This window comes from Nocardioides sp. NPDC006273 (genome assembly GCF_040613495.1).
Lineage (GTDB): Bacteria > Actinomycetota > Actinomycetes > Propionibacteriales > Nocardioidaceae > Nocardioides.
In genome coordinates, this window is sequence record NZ_JBEXSD010000097.1 from 1 (window position 1) to 13,496 (window position 13,496).

The 13,496-nt window shown below is 69.4% G+C and carries 11 protein-coding genes; 4 read left to right on the top strand and 7 right to left on the bottom strand.

The window, feature by feature from the left end; genetic code table 11:
- Nucleotides 1-138: 138 nt before the first annotated feature.
- Genes ABZZ22_RS25760 through ABZZ22_RS25770 form a run of 3 tightly spaced genes read right to left on the bottom strand, consistent with a single transcriptional unit; the run spans nucleotide 139 to nucleotide 3,524 of the window.
- Nucleotides 139-1,254, bottom strand: coding sequence for a hypothetical protein (locus ABZZ22_RS25760; RefSeq protein ID WP_354937970.1), 1,116 nt, complete (start codon nucleotides 1,252-1,254; stop codon nucleotides 139-141).
- 18 nt (nucleotides 1,255-1,272) lie between these two features.
- Entirely contained in the window at nucleotides 1,273-2,763 is a 1,491-nt protein-coding gene (murF, locus tag ABZZ22_RS25765; RefSeq protein ID WP_354937973.1) for a UDP-N-acetylmuramoyl-tripeptide--D-alanyl-D-alanine ligase, read from the bottom strand.
- Nucleotides 2,764-2,786: 23 nt separating this feature from the next.
- Nucleotides 2,787-3,524: an alpha/beta hydrolase gene (locus ABZZ22_RS25770; protein WP_354937975.1), complete on the bottom strand. Its 738-nt coding sequence runs from the start codon at nucleotides 3,522-3,524 to the stop codon at nucleotides 2,787-2,789.
- A 156-nt stretch (nucleotides 3,525-3,680) separates the two neighbouring features.
- Here ABZZ22_RS25770 and ABZZ22_RS25775 point away from each other — a divergent pair, with 156 nt between their 5' ends.
- The gene (locus ABZZ22_RS25775; protein ID WP_354937978.1) at nucleotides 3,681-4,748 is read left to right on the top strand and encodes a PLP-dependent transferase; all 1,068 of its coding nucleotides are present in this window, start codon (nucleotides 3,681-3,683) and stop codon (nucleotides 4,746-4,748) included.
- 3 nt (nucleotides 4,749-4,751) lie between these two features.
- Here ABZZ22_RS25775 and ggt read toward each other — a convergent pair whose 3' ends face one another.
- Entirely contained in the window at nucleotides 4,752-6,569 is a 1,818-nt protein-coding gene (gene ggt, locus ABZZ22_RS25780; RefSeq protein ID WP_354937981.1) for a gamma-glutamyltransferase, read from the bottom strand.
- 174 nt (nucleotides 6,570-6,743) lie between these two features.
- Here ggt and ABZZ22_RS25785 point away from each other — a divergent pair, with 174 nt between their 5' ends.
- Nucleotides 6,744-8,384: a glycosyl hydrolase family 18 protein gene (locus tag ABZZ22_RS25785; protein ID WP_354937983.1), complete on the top strand. Its 1,641-nt coding sequence runs from the start codon at nucleotides 6,744-6,746 to the stop codon at nucleotides 8,382-8,384.
- 100 nt (nucleotides 8,385-8,484) lie between these two features.
- Here ABZZ22_RS25785 and ABZZ22_RS25790 read toward each other — a convergent pair whose 3' ends face one another.
- On the bottom strand, nucleotides 8,485-9,486 hold the full coding sequence (locus ABZZ22_RS25790) for an NAD(P)H-dependent glycerol-3-phosphate dehydrogenase (RefSeq protein ID WP_354937986.1): 1,002 nt from the start codon (nucleotides 9,484-9,486) through the stop codon (nucleotides 8,485-8,487).
- Between the two features lie 79 nt (nucleotides 9,487-9,565).
- The gene (locus ABZZ22_RS25795) at nucleotides 9,566-10,330 is read right to left on the bottom strand and encodes a lysophospholipid acyltransferase family protein (RefSeq protein WP_354937989.1); all 765 of its coding nucleotides are present in this window, start codon (nucleotides 10,328-10,330) and stop codon (nucleotides 9,566-9,568) included.
- Nucleotides 10,331-10,390: 60 nt separating this feature from the next.
- Here ABZZ22_RS25795 and cofC point away from each other — a divergent pair, with 60 nt between their 5' ends.
- Entirely contained in the window at nucleotides 10,391-11,032 is a 642-nt protein-coding gene (gene cofC / locus ABZZ22_RS25800) for a 2-phospho-L-lactate guanylyltransferase (RefSeq protein ID WP_354937992.1), read from the top strand.
- Nucleotides 11,033-11,202: 170 nt separating this feature from the next.
- On the opposite strand, the gene ABZZ22_RS25805 is transcribed toward cofC, so the two are convergent.
- Nucleotides 11,203-11,928: a hypothetical protein gene (locus ABZZ22_RS25805; protein ID WP_354937995.1), complete on the bottom strand. Its 726-nt coding sequence runs from the start codon at nucleotides 11,926-11,928 to the stop codon at nucleotides 11,203-11,205.
- A gap of 250 nt (nucleotides 11,929-12,178) precedes the next feature.
- Between ABZZ22_RS25805 and ABZZ22_RS25810 the strand changes: the two genes are divergently transcribed.
- Nucleotides 12,179-13,369, top strand: coding sequence for a hypothetical protein (locus tag ABZZ22_RS25810; RefSeq protein WP_354937998.1), 1,191 nt, complete (start codon nucleotides 12,179-12,181; stop codon nucleotides 13,367-13,369).
- The last annotated feature ends 127 nt before the right edge of the window (nucleotides 13,370-13,496 follow it).

The following is a 13,496-nucleotide window of genomic DNA, read 5'->3' on the forward strand; positions in this document are numbered from 1 at the left end:
TTCACCTCGATGCTGGTCAACGTGCTGCGCGACGAGACCCCGACCCATGTCGCGGTCGCCTTCGACCTGTCGCGGCAGACGTTCCGGCTGGAGGACCGACTCGGCGTGGTTTTCGGTCAGCTTGCGCCGACTCGGGGTTCAGCTCAGGCCGGTGAGCTTGCCGGCGATGCCGCCGGCGGCCTTGAGGGCGACGCCCTCTTCGAAGTTCCTGGTCACCTGGGGGACGTGCTTCTCGGCCTCGGCGATGGCGCTGATGAGGACCTCGGAGGCGGGGGTGTCGGGCCACAGGTAGAGCGAGAGGGCTCCGGGGATGGAGTTGACCTCGTTGATGTAGACCTCGCCCTTGCCGTCGGAGAGGAAGTCGATGCGGAGGATCCCGGTCAGACCGGTGAGCTCCACGACGCGTACGGCCAGGTCCTTGATCTGCTTGGTGATCGACTCCTCGACCTGGGCCGGGAACTCGCGCGGCGAGGAGGACAGGCCGTCGGTGTGGACGTACTTGGCGGAGTAGTCGTACATCTTCGCCTCCTCGGAGCGCAGCGGGCGCTCGACGTCGGAGACGGCGACCTCGGGCGCGGTGCGCACCGACGCGTTGAGGTCGAAGAGGTCAGGACGGTACGGCTCGACGACCGCGCCGGCACGCAGGTGCGGCGAGGTGTTGAGGAGCGCCAGGCCGGTCTCGTAGTCGTCGACGACCTCGATGCCGATCGAGGAGCCGCCGAAGCGCGGCTTGACGATGTAGGGGCCCTCGAAGGAGGGCTCGGCGTAGCGCGAGAGCAGCTCGCGCTGCAGCGACGGCAGGCCGGCGTTGAGCATCACCGCGCCGAAGGCGAGCTTGTCCATGCCGAGCGCGGCGGAGGCCGGGGTGGCGCCCGTGGCCTTCAACCCCGCGAGCTCGAAGAGCCATTGGATGCCGCCGGCCTCGCCCGCGCCACCGTGGAAGGCGGAGAGGATCGGGCCGGTCTCCAGACGCTTGCCACCGCCGAAGCCGCCGACGGTGTAGAACCCGTCGCCCTTCTCGGAGCCGAGACGGAACTCGACGGCCTTGGAGCCCTTCGGCTCACCACCGAGGAAGTCGCGCGCCTCCTGCTTTGCGGGCACCAGGAACCACTTGTCCGAGCGCGCCCAGTAGAGGCACGTCACCTCGACGCCCGCGCCGGAGAGGACCCGCTCGGCCTGCAGGCCGGTGAGGATGCTGATGTCGTGCTCGGCGCTCGGACCGCCGAAGACGATGGTGGCCTTGGTTACGCTCATGGTGAAAGCTCCTGGGTCCTACGCGTAGTGGTCGGGGAGGTCGTTCTCGTAAAGCACCACGTCGCCCTCCTTGGCCGCGGTCAGAGCATGATCCGCTGCCGCCTTGCGGCTGTCGAACGCAGTGGTTCGCGACGGGTCCCCCGCCCGCAGCGCCTTTCGGTTGGTGCGACCGACGATGCACAGCTGCATGTTGTCGGAGGCAGTGGCAGCCTGCGCGAACTCGACGTTGCGCGCGGCCTGCTCCGTGCCCAGCTCGACCATACCGGGAGTGATGGTCCACACCGTGCCCGCCTCCCCCGCCAGCCGCTTCGCCTTCGCGAGCGCCGCGGCGGCACCGGTGGGGTTGGAGTTGAAGGTGTCGTCGACGACCCAGACGCCGCCCGGCGTCTGGTTGACCTCGGCCCGGTGGGGCGTGCCGGGGATCGACCCCAGCCGCTGGGTGATCGTCTCGATCGGGACCTCCACCGCGAGGGCGAGGCCGACTGCGATGGCCACGTTGATCGGGTGCCCCACCTCGTCGGGGAGATCGATGGCGTACGTCTCGTTGTCGATCGTGAGCGCGCCGTCGCTCACCACCACCTCGGCGGCGGTGCCGGGTACCGCGGAGCAGGCGATGACGCGCTTGCTGGCGCGGAGGTTCTCGGCGATGAGAGCGAGCTCGGGCACGTCGATGTTGAGCACCACCGTGGCGGCCGTCGGGAGGATCTCCGACTTGGCCTTCACGATCGTCTCGCGTGACTTCATCCGCTCCAGGTGGGCCTCGCCGATCGTGGTGATCGCGGCGACCTCGGGCGGGAAGATCTCGGTCAGCGCGGCGATCTCGCCCGGACCGTAGGTCCCCATCTCGGCCACGAAGATGTCGGTGCCGGGCTGGAGACGGTCGTTGACCGCACGGGAGAGGCCCATCGCGTTGTTGAAGCTCGCCGGCGAGGCCAGCGTCGACCACCGCCCCTGCATCAGGTGGGTGGCGTAGTTCTTCGTCGAGGTCTTGCCGTAGGAGCCCGTGATCGCGACGATCTTCGGGTTGACCTTTTTGATGGTGGCGGCGGCCTGCACCTGCCACTTCTTCGCCATCGCCTTCTCGGTCGGCCACATGATCGACAGCGCCGCCTCGGCCAGCGGGACCGCGAGGATCGGGAGCAGGCCGGCGGCGGCCGGGGCGAGCAGCGCGATCAGGACGGTCACGAGCGCGTGGAGCACGAAGAGCACCCCGGCCAGGCGCTTGACCCGATCGGTCCAGACCAGGCGCTTGGCGCCGACGAAGCTCATCCCGACCGGCCAGCCGACGAACAGCAGCGCCCCGACGAGCGCACCGTAGGGCAGCACGAACGAGGCCAGGCAGACCACGAGGACCGCACCGAGCAGGATCGCCTCGACCGGACGGGCCTTGATCCAGATCCACTCGATCGCGAACAGTCGCGTCGGCTCGTAGTGCTCACGCTGGGCCACCCGCAGCCAGCGGTAGTAGGAGACCAGGGTCAGCGCGGAGGTGACCAGGACGATCCACATGCTTCTTCTTCAGCCCCTCAGATTCAGTTCGTACGAAGTTCGTCGATGGCGCCTCGAAGGCTCTTGACCAGCCCCGCGTCGAGCAGGTGTGCGGAGCCGGGAACGATCTCGAGGGTCGCGTTGGCCCCCAGGATCTCCATGGCCTCGCCGGGCATCCAGACCGGGGCGGCGGTGTCGTTCTCGCCCCAGATCAGGCGGACCGGGAGGTCGTTCGGGATGGCCGCCAACTGGTCCCCGTAGGACTCGTTGACGACCTTCACGAAGATGTCGCGGATGATGCCCTTGGCGTTGCGGTAGTCGGTCGAACCGTACTTCTCCCGCAGCGCCTCCATCCTGGCCTCGGGGATCAGCCCCTTGGAGTGGAGCCAGCGGCCGATCCGGTAGGCGAGCTTGGGCTTGCCACCGGTCTTCGGACGGAACAGCGGCACTCCGGTGAGGATGACGCCGCGGACGAGCTCAGGGCGGGTCGCGGCGAGCTGGACGGCCACCCGGCCGCCGAAGCTGTGGCCGACGAGCACCGGGCGGTCGAGCCCCTCGAGGATCTCGGCCAGCCACTCGGCGTACTCCTTGCTGCCCCAGGCCTCCTCGGGAGCCGGGGTCGCGCCGAATCCGGGCTGATCGAGCGCAAGCGCGTCCAAGCCCTCGAGCGTCGAACCCCAGTCGCTGCGGTTGCGCGCCCAGCCGTGCAGGGCCACGACGGTGGCAGCATCCTTGCCGTGCTTCTCACCGAAGGCACGTCCATCCAGCAGGGTCGTCAACACGGCCGCAACCTTATCCGGGACCGTGCGCTGACCCGTAACCGCGCGGCCGCCCCGACGCCGTGTAACACGTCGTTCGTAGGACTACTCGCCTTTTATAACGACCGGATAGACCTACGAACGACGTGTTACCCCGAGCGGCCACATAGGCTCGGCCGCATGGATCACAAGCCCGCCACGATCGCCGTCCACGCCGGGCGGCCGGCCCACGAGCCCGACCAGCCGCTCAACGTACCGATCACGATGGCCTCGACCTATGTGGCCGGCGGCGACAAGGAGTACGGGCGCTACACCAACGACGCCTGGGTGGCCTTCGAGGAGACGCTCGGGCGGCTCGAGGGCGGGCGGGCGCTGTCGTTCGCCTCCGGGCTCGCGGCGATCGCGACGCTGCTCGACCTGGTCAACGACTCCGTCGTCGTGGCGACCGAGCAGAGCTACCTGGGGACCATCGGCCAGCTGGCCGACCTCGAGGGGCGCGGCCGGCTGACCGCACGCCTCGCGGACTTCTCCGACACCGCCGCGGTCTTGAAACTGCTCGAGAAGCTCGACGGCGAGGTCGCGCTGGTGTGGGTCGAGACGCCGACCAACCCGGGGATGCAGCTCGCCGACCTGCCGGCGATCATCGCTGCCGCGCACAAGGCCGGGGCACGGGTCGTGGTCGACAACACCTTCGCCACTCCCCTGCTCCAGCAGCCGCTCGCACTCGGCGCGGACATCGTCATCCACTCGGCCACGAAGTTCATCGCCGGTCACTCCGATGTCGTCATGGGAGCGGTCGTCGTCTCCGACGACACGCTGTGGGAGGTGCTCAAGGCCCGCCGCGACCTGCTCGGCGCGATCCCCGGCCCGTTCGAGGCCTGGTTGGCGCTTCGCGGGCTTCGTACGCTGCACCTGCGCGTCGAGCGCTCCGCAGCCAACGCGGCAGAGCTCGCCGAGCGGCTGGCCGCGCACCCGGCCGTCGCGGAGGTCCGCTACCCGGGGTTCGGTGGCATGCTCGCAGCCGTCCTCCCGACCGCGGAGCAGGCCGACCTCCTCACCCACGCCACCTCGCTGTGGGTCCACGCGACGTCCCTGGGCGGCGTCGAATCCACCTTCGAGCGCCGGCGCCGATGGAAGACCGAGTCCGCGACCGTGCCCGACGGGCTGGTGCGGATGTCGGTCGGCATCGAGGACGTCGACGACCTGTGGGACGACCTCGCCCAGGCGTTGGATCGTATCGAGCGCTAGGGCCTAGTCGACCGGTCTCACCACCAGTGCGGACCCGCCACCCCGCCGCCACGGCTCCGCGGCTGCCGTCATCAGCCCGTCCGGGCCGATCTCGATCGCGGTGGCCGCCCCGAGCTCGGCGGTCGAGGCGAAGCGGTGGCCCAGCGACGTCAGCGGCCCGCCGTACGCCTCGATGAACGCCGGCTCGGCACTGGTGCTCGCGGTGTTGCGCTGCGAGGCCCGCGGCGCGGCCATCGCCTCCGGCAGCGTCCGGTCACGCGCGAGCCGCTCGACGAGGATCTGGAGCACGGTGGTGATGATCGTCGATCCGCCGGGCGACCCGACCGCCAGGACCGGACGGCCCTCGGCGAGGACGATCGTGGGCGCCATCGAGCTGCGTGGGCGCTTGTTCGGCTCGATCCGGTTGGGGTCGTCGGCCCGGTAGGTCGTCGAGAAGTCGGTCAGCTCGTTGTTGAGGATGAAGCCGCGCCCGGGCACGGTGATCCCGGACCCGCCGGTCTGCTCGATGGTCAGGGTGTACTCGACGACGTTGCCCCATCGGTCGACCACGGTCAGGTTGGTCGTCTCCAGGTTCTCGGTGTCCTTGGCGGTCGCACCGGGGCCGGTCGGGCCGTCGCAGACCCCGTCGAAGTCGTACGCATCACCAGCCGCCACCGGCTTCGGCTGCGCCGCCGCGGGGTCGAGCGTGCACGCCCGCTCGGCGGCGAAGGTGTCGTCGAGAAGCGCCTCGACGGGCACCTCGACATGGTCGGCGTCGCCGAGGTAGGCGCCCCGGTCGGCGAAGCTGATCGCGCTCGCCTCGAGCAGGTGGTGGTAGGCCTCGGTGTCGTTCATCCCGGCGAGGTCGTATCGCTCCAGGATGTTGAGCGCCTCTCCAACCGAGGTGCCGCCGGAGGACGGCGGGGCCATCCCGTAGACGTCCAGGCCCTGGTAGGTCGAGTGGGTCGGCTCGCGGTCGGGCGCGGTGTAGGCGGCGAGATCCTCGGTGGTCACCCAGCCGGCCGGAACCGGCAGGTCGGTGTCGGCGGTCTTGGGCGGTGTGGCCACCGTCGCGGCGATCTCCTCCGCCAGCGGACCGCGGTAGAAGGCCTTCACGCCCTTGCGGGCGAGCAGGTCGTAGGTCTTCGCGATGTCGGGGTTGCGGAACCGGCTGCCCACCTCGGGCGCTGATCCTCCGGGAAGAAACAGTTCCGCGGTGGAATCGATCGCTGCGAAACGTTCTGCGTTGTCGACGGTCTGCTGACGGAAGGTCTCGTCGACCACGAAGCCACGCCGCGCCAGCCGCGCGGCCGGCGCGAGCGACTGCCCCAGCGAGCGCGTGCCCCACTTCCTCAGCGCCTTGTCCCAGGTCAGCGGGGTCCCGGGCACCCCGACCGAGGCGCCGCTGGTGACCATGTCGGGAAAGAACGGATACTCCTTCCCCGTCTCGGGGTCGATGAACGCGTCGCGAGGCATCGCGGCCGGCGCCTTCTCCCGCCCGTCGATGGTCTCGACCTCACCGGTGCGCGCCGAGTAGTGCACGAAGAAGCCGCCCCCACCGATGCCGGCCGAGTAGGGCTCCGTCACACCGAGCGCGGCAGCCGTCGCGACCGCTGCATCGGTCGCGTTGCCGCCCTTGCGCAGCACCTCCAGCCCCACCCGGCTCGCGTCGGCGTCGACGCTCGCCACCGCGCCGCCGTAGCCCACCGCGGTGGGCACCTTCGGTGGCGGCAAGCGCCGGTCCTCCGGAGCGGCGGCGGCGCCTCCGTACGGGACCAGAGTGGCCAGCGCGAGCGCTCCTCCGGTCAGGGCGGCGGCAACTGCAGAGCGGCGTCCGAGCATGGCGATCTCCCAGAGATTGGCGGCTCATCGAACGTACTACTTTCCCACTCCCCTCGAATTAGGTTCTGGAATTCCTTAATTAGTAAGGGTTGCTTACAAACAAACTCACTGCCACCATCAAATGGCGATTCGGGCGTAGGTGCCCGAGCCAGCCATCACCTCGGAGGTGTCACCATGCATGTCGCCTTACCCCCACGAAGAGCCCGCCGGACAGCCGGCCTTCTCATCGGCGCACTCGCCGGAGCACTCGCCCTCACCGGCACACTCGCCCTCACCAGCACCCCGTCCAGCGCATCACTGACGACGGCCGCAGCGGAGCCGACCGCGATCAACGGCTACCGCAACGTCGGCTACTTCGTGCAGTGGGGCGTCTACGGCCGTGCCTTCAAGCTCAAGCAGCTGGAGACGTCCGGCGTCGCCGACGACCTCACCCACCTCAACTACGCGTTCGGCAACATCCACCACCAGACGCTGACCTGCTTCGAGGCCAACAAGGCCCAGGGCGAGGGACCCAACGGCTCCGACGGTGCCGGTGACGCCTACGCCGACTACGGGATGTCGTACGCCGCCGACGCCTCCGTCTCCGGCACGGCCGACACCTGGGACCAGCCCTTGGCCGGCTCCTTCAACCAGCTCAAGCAGCTCAAGGCGAAGCACCCCGACCTGAAGGTCCTGCTCTCGCTGGGCGGCTGGACCTGGTCGAAGAACTTCTCCCTCGCGGCGGCCACGCCGGAGTCGCGACGCAAGTTCGTCTCCTCGTGCGTCGACCTCTACATCAAGGGCAACCTGCCGATGATCGACGGCCGCGGCGGCCCCGGAGCGGCCGCCGGAGTCTTCGACGGCTTCGACATCGACTGGGAGTGGCCGGGCTCACCCAACGGCAACACCGGCAACCACGTCGACCCGGTCAACGACCGCGCCAACTTCAAGGCGTTGCTGGCCGAGTTCCGCTCCCAGCTCGACGCCCTGGGATCGACCATGGGCAAGGACTACCAGCTCTCGGCGTTCCTTCCGGCCAACCCGCAGGACATCGAGGCCGGCGGCTGGAACGACCCGGCGATCTTCGACTCCCTCGACTTCGGCAACATCCAGGGCTACGACCTGTGGGGCGCCTGGGACCCGAAGCTGACCGGCCACCAGGGCAACCTCTACGCCGACCCGGCTGACCCGCGCCCCGACGGCAAGCGGTTCAGCGTGGACGAGTCGGTCCGGGAGTACCTCGACGCCGGAGTCTCACCGGCCCAGCTCGGCCTGGGCATGGCGGCGTACGGCCGCGGATGGCAGGGCGCCACCTCCTCCGCACCGTGGGGTCCGGCGACCGCCGCGGCACCGGGGACGTACGAGGCCGGCAACGAGGACTACGACAAGCTCAAGTCCCGCGGCACCGACCACTACGACGCCGCGACCGGCGCCGCCTGGCGCTACGACGGCAACCAGTGGTGGAGCTACGACAACACCCGGACGATCAACCAGAAGGCGGCGTACGCCATCTCGAAGGGCCTCGGCGGAGGCATGTGGTGGGAGCTGTCCGGTGACCGCCAGGGAGAGCTGATCGGCACGTTCGCCGATGCCATGCGCAACGGCACCGGCGGCCCGGTCGAGGAGCCGGACCCGACGGATCCGCCGACCGAGGACCCGACCGATCCGCCGACCGACCCGCCCGCCGGGGCAGACGCATGGTCGGCCACCGCGGTGTACGTCGCAGGCGACCGCGTCACCTACGGCGGTCACCTGTGGGAGGCCAAGTGGTGGACCCAGGGCAACACCCCGGGCACCGAGGAGTGGGGCCCGTGGAAGGACCTCGGCACCGCCTGATCCGCTGATCCTCCATCAAGGTATGCAGAGAAAGGCCCGCTTCCCGTGTGGAGTTCCGCGCGGGAAGCGGGCCTTCGGCTGCATACCTTGACGAAGGAACCTACTCGGTCTCTGCCTTCGTCGGCCGCTCGAGCATCTCGTCCAGGATCTCGCCGACGGTCTTGGCACCGGAGACGACGTCGTCGACGTACTGCGCCAGCGGCACGTCCACCCCGACCTTCGCCGCCAGCTCGCGCAGGGAGTGCGACGACTTGGCGCCCTCGGCGACCTGGTGGCTGGAGGCGAGGATGTCGGCGGTGGTCATGCCCTGGCCGAGCTTTTCCCCGAACGTACGGTTGCGGGACAGCGGCGAGGAGCAGGTCGCGGCCAGGTCGCCCAGGCCCGCCAGGCCCATGAGGGTCATCGGGTTGGCCCCCAGCTGCATCGCCAGCCGCGCGGTCTCGGCGAGACCTCGGGTGATCAGCGACGCCTGGGTGTTGTCGCCGAACCCCATCCCGGCGGCCATGCCTGTAGAGATCGCGACCACGTTCTTGTAGGCCCCGCCGATCTCGCAGCCGACCACGTCGGTGGAGGTGTAAGGACGGAACGCGGGCGAGTGCACGCGGGCCTGGATGGTCTTGGCGACGTCCTCGTCGGCGCACGCGACCACGCCTGCGGCTGGCTCGCGGCGGATGATCTCCTTGGACAGGTTCGGACCGCTGACCACGGCGATCCGGTCCGGGCCCGCCCCGGTGACGTGGGCGATGACCTCGCTCATCCGCTCCAGGGTGCCGAGCTCGACGCCCTTCATCAGCGAGACCAGCGGCACGTCCTTGGGCAGGAACGGCGCCCAGTCGGTGAGGTTCGTGCGCAGCGTCTGAGACGGCGCCGCGAGGACGACCAGGTCAGCGCCGTACGCCGCCTTCTCGATGTCGTGGGTGGCGCTGATGTTGTGCGGCAGATCGGTGCCCGGGTGGTACTCGGGGTTCTCGTGGGTGTCGTTGATCGCCGCCGCGACCTCCTCCCGGCGCGCCCACATGGTCACGTCGTTGCCTGCGTCGGCGAGGATCACCGAGAACGCGGTGCCCCATGAGCCCGCTCCAAAGACCGCTACCTTACTCACGCCACCACCTCCGTAGCGCAGGCGCCAGAGTACGGACACGGCGGCGTGTTGTAGTCATGGTTCACTCGCTGACGCTCGCTCAATTGCTGTCCTTCTTCTTCGTCTTGCGGGGGTCGCCGGTCGCATTCACACCAGCCTTCTTCGGGTCGAAGAGCTCGCTCGGCGCCTCCTCGCCCCTGATGTCGGCCACCAGGCCGACGATCGCCTTCATGATCCGGTCGGTCGCCTGGTTGATGACATCGGTGGTGTGATCCTGGACCTCGAGGTCCTTCAGGTCCACCGGGTCACCGATCTTCATCTGGATCATCTTGCGGCCGATCAGATGCGGCTTGAGAGAGTACGCCGGAAGCAGCTCCTGGGCTCCCCACTGTCCCACCGGGTAGACCGGAGCCCCCGTCGCGAGCGCGATCCGAGCCGCGCCGGACTTGCCGCGCATGGGCCAACCGGTGGGGTCCTTGGTGATCGAGCCCTCGACGTAGACGACCACGATGCTGCCCTCGTTGACCGCTTTGACGGCTGCGTCGAAGGCCGCGGCGCCGGCCTTACGGTCCACCGGGATCTGTCCGGCGGCCCGCAGGAACTTGCCCAGCGGGCCCTTGAACAGGCCGGCCTTGGCCAGGTAGCTCGGCCGACGTCCGTAGTCCCAGACGATGTGCGCCGCGGTGAACGGGTCGATCTCGGAGACGTGGTTGAGCGCGAAGACGGCTCCCCCGCTCTCCGGGATCTTCTCGCCGCCGTCCCACTGATGCTTGGTGGTGGCGAGAAGGGTGGGCTTCACTATGCCGACTGCAACGACCCATGGCCAGCCGATCTTGCCCTCCTGGAACTTCCGGTACTTTCCCACCAGGGCAGGTTACCGGGCCGTATCCGCGACATTGCCAGACACCTGTCAGGATCTACCCTGATGCCCGCACCTGCACCCGGTTACGTCGTCCTGCTGCCCGTCAAGCCTCCGGCGCGCGGCAAGTCCCGGCTGGTCGGTATCGAGCCGCACGAGCGGGCCGACCTCGCCCGCTCGTTCGCCCTGGACACCGCCGAGTCGTGCCTGGCCGCGACCCGTGTCGGAGCCGTTCTGGTGATCACCGACGACGCCTACTTCGCCGCCGACGTCGCCCGCCTCGGAGCCGCCGTCATCCCCGACGGGGTGAGCGGGGACCTCAACGAGACCCTGGTGCAAGGTGCGCGCGAGGCCCGGCGCCGCTGGCCGCGGCTCCGTCCCGCCGCGCTCTGCGGAGACCTGCCCGCGCTGCGCTCCGCCGACCTCGACGCCGCGCTGGCTGCCTCGGAAGGGACCAGGGCGGCGTACGTCGAGGACGCGGCGGGCGGGGGCACCACCCTCTACACCGCGCCCCACGATCTGTTCAGTCCCGCGTTCGGCCCCGGGTCCGCCGCCGCCCATCGCGCCGGCGGCGCCCGTCCGCTGGAGGGCGACCTCCACTCGCTGCGCCACGACGTCGACACGCTCGAAGACCTCGAGGCCGTACGCGGGTTCGGGCTGGGGCCGCGTACCGCGCTGGCTTCGGTGCGGGTCGGCAGTCTCGGCTAGATGATTGATGCAAGGGCTGGGCGAGCCGATTCGCGCTCGGCGCCGCGCTCGCAAAGGCCACTTCGTTCAGACCTCGCCTCGAAGGAATACCGGTTGTCTTTCGAGAGGCGGCAACGCCGCGAGCGCGGATGCCGAGTGCGAAGCGGCCGGTCAGACCGCGCATCAATCATCTAGGCGTCGTTGGAAGGCTTCTCGGACCCGGTCGTCGGGCCGGTCGAGGCTGCTCCGGAGCTCATTCCCGTCGAGTCTCCGGCCGGCGATGCCTTCTTCTCAGGGGCCTTCTGCTCGGGCGCCTTCTGCTCGGGCGCCTTCTGCTCGGGCGCCTTCTGCTCGGGCGGCTGCTGCGCGGAAGTCTGCTTCGCGGGCGCCTTCTTGGCGGCCGTCTTCTTCGCCGCCGCGGTGGTCGTCTGCGCGGGCGACTTCTTCGCCGTCGTCTTCTTGGCAGCGGTCGTCTTCTTGGCCGTCGTCTTCTTCGCCGCAGTCTTCTTGGCGGCTGTCTTCTTGGCGGCAGTCTTCTTCGCTGCCGGGGTCTCGGCCGAGCTCTCCGGCGAGGTCGTCGCGGGGGCGGCCTTCTTCGCGGGAGCCTTCTTCGCGGTCGACTTCTTCGCCGCCGTGGCCTTCTTGGCCGGGCTCTTCGTCGCGGGTGCCTTGGTCGCGGCGGTCTGGGTCGCAGCGGCCTTCTCAGGAGTCGCCGACTTCTTCGCCGACTCCGACTTCTTCACCGGATCGGACGTCTCAGCGGAGCCGGCTGCCTCCTTCGAGACGGTCTTGACCGGCTCGGCGGCCTTGACCGGCGCCTTTCGGCCCGGCCTCGGCAGCTTGACCTTCGGCACCGAGGGAACCTTCACCTTGCCGGTGACGACGTCGGCAACCAGCTTGCCCGCCGTGCCCGTCACGGTGCCGACTACCTTCCCGGCCTGCTTGCTCGCATCAGCTACTCGTTTTCTCACCACCCGATCGACCATAGGCCATATCCACACATTTGATACATACCGACAGCATGTGAACACGCACTGTTCACCGGAACTCTCCTGATCCGCCCGAGCACGCCGGTTAGCGTGGAGACATTCTGGACACGTCCGAAAGCTCAGCTCCGGGAACGCAGTCTTCGGGTGACAGGACGAGGAAGGTACGACCATCACCGACGTGCACATCGACGAGGAGCAGCGAACCGTGGTGCTCGAGGAACCACAGACCACGGCGAGGCACAGCCGTGCCGGGATCCTGTTCTCGGCATGCATCATCCTCGCCCTCATCGCCTCTGTGGCCTGGCTGGCCGTCCACGCGACCCGGCTCTCCGAGAGCCGTGCCAGCGCCGACGCCCCCACACCGGTGCCGCCTGCTCCGAAGGTCCGCAACAGCGAGCCCGCCATCCCGGCGACGTACGCAGATCTCCCCATCGGTCCGGCAACGACCCTGCCGTTCCTCGACCGGTCCGGCCGCCTCCAGCTCGGGGCGAAGCCGCAGAAGGTCTACGGCTCCCAGATGAGCGTGGCAGGTTGGACGGTGCTGATGTACGAGCACGCCGACAAGCCCGGTCCGGTATGGATCGCGCGACGAGGGAGGACCATCCAGATCCCCGGCCTGTGGACCCAGCCGGCCCTGAGCAAGGACGGCAGTCAGCTCTTCGCTCTCCAACAGACCGGCGACGCTTCCTCTGCTCTTGTCGCGGTGGACACCGCGACGGGCGAGGAGACCGACCGGCTCGCGCTCGATGGGACTCCTGCCGGCACCGCGGTGGTCGGCACCGACCGCGCCCGCGCCTATTTCCGCACTGGCATCGTGCCCGCCCCGCCAGCCGTCCCCGGCAGCTACGGAGAGCTGGCCATCTCCCGCCCGCCGGTGACGGCCTGGGGCCCAGGCAAGGCGACACGGCGGATCTCGCTGCCGCTCGACTACCAGCAGCTGACTCCGCTGCGCCGCGGCGTACTCCTTCACAACCCCGGCGAGTGGGAGGCCCGCTTCGCCGCCATCGAGGCCGACGGCAGCCTCACCCAGCCCGGCGTCCACGCGCCGCTGCCCGGGTCGGTCGCCGACTCCCCCGACGGCTCGATCGTCGCCATCGCCCGCAACCCCAGTGACCCCGGGATGATCAGCTACGGCGCCGAGCGCGGCATCGCGGTCAACATGAGCACCTCCGAGCACATCGACCTGCGCGTACCCGACTCCGTCGAGACGGTCCACGTCGCCGGCTTCGAGTCCGACCGCAGCGTCGTCCTCCGCACCGCCACCGCATCCGAGTCCTGGTATCTCCGCTGCTGGGTCGACACCGGCTCCTGCGACCGCATCACCGGCTCCGAGCGCAGCCCCGACGGCCGCCAGATCCACCTGCCCTGACCGTCGACCACCTAGCTGCGCCCCGGCCGAAACCGTAGAAGTGGCGTGCCGAAATCGTAGAAGTGGGCCCAGACCGGTCATCACCTGCAGCAGTGTCGTCTTCCCGTCACCGTTGCGGCCGACGATG

What these genes read in the sequence shown, in the direction of transcription:
- ABZZ22_RS25760 (WP_354937970.1), bottom strand. Translation starts at nt 1,254, where the DNA reads ATGAGCGTAACCAAGGCCACCATCGTCTTCGGCGGTCCGAGCGCCGAG.
- murF (WP_354937973.1), bottom strand. Translation starts at nt 2,763, where the DNA reads ATGTGGATCGTCCTGGTCACCTCCGCGCTGACCCTGGTCTCCTACTAC.
- ABZZ22_RS25775 (WP_354937978.1), top strand. Translation starts at nt 3,681, where the DNA reads ATGGATCACAAGCCCGCCACGATCGCCGTCCACGCCGGGCGGCCGGCC.
- ggt (WP_354937981.1), bottom strand. Translation starts at nt 6,569, where the DNA reads ATGCTCGGACGCCGCTCTGCAGTTGCCGCCGCCCTGACCGGAGGAGCG.
- ABZZ22_RS25785 (WP_354937983.1), top strand. Translation starts at nt 6,744, where the DNA reads ATGCATGTCGCCTTACCCCCACGAAGAGCCCGCCGGACAGCCGGCCTT.
- cofC (WP_354937992.1), top strand. Translation starts at nt 10,391, where the DNA reads ATGCCCGCACCTGCACCCGGTTACGTCGTCCTGCTGCCCGTCAAGCCT.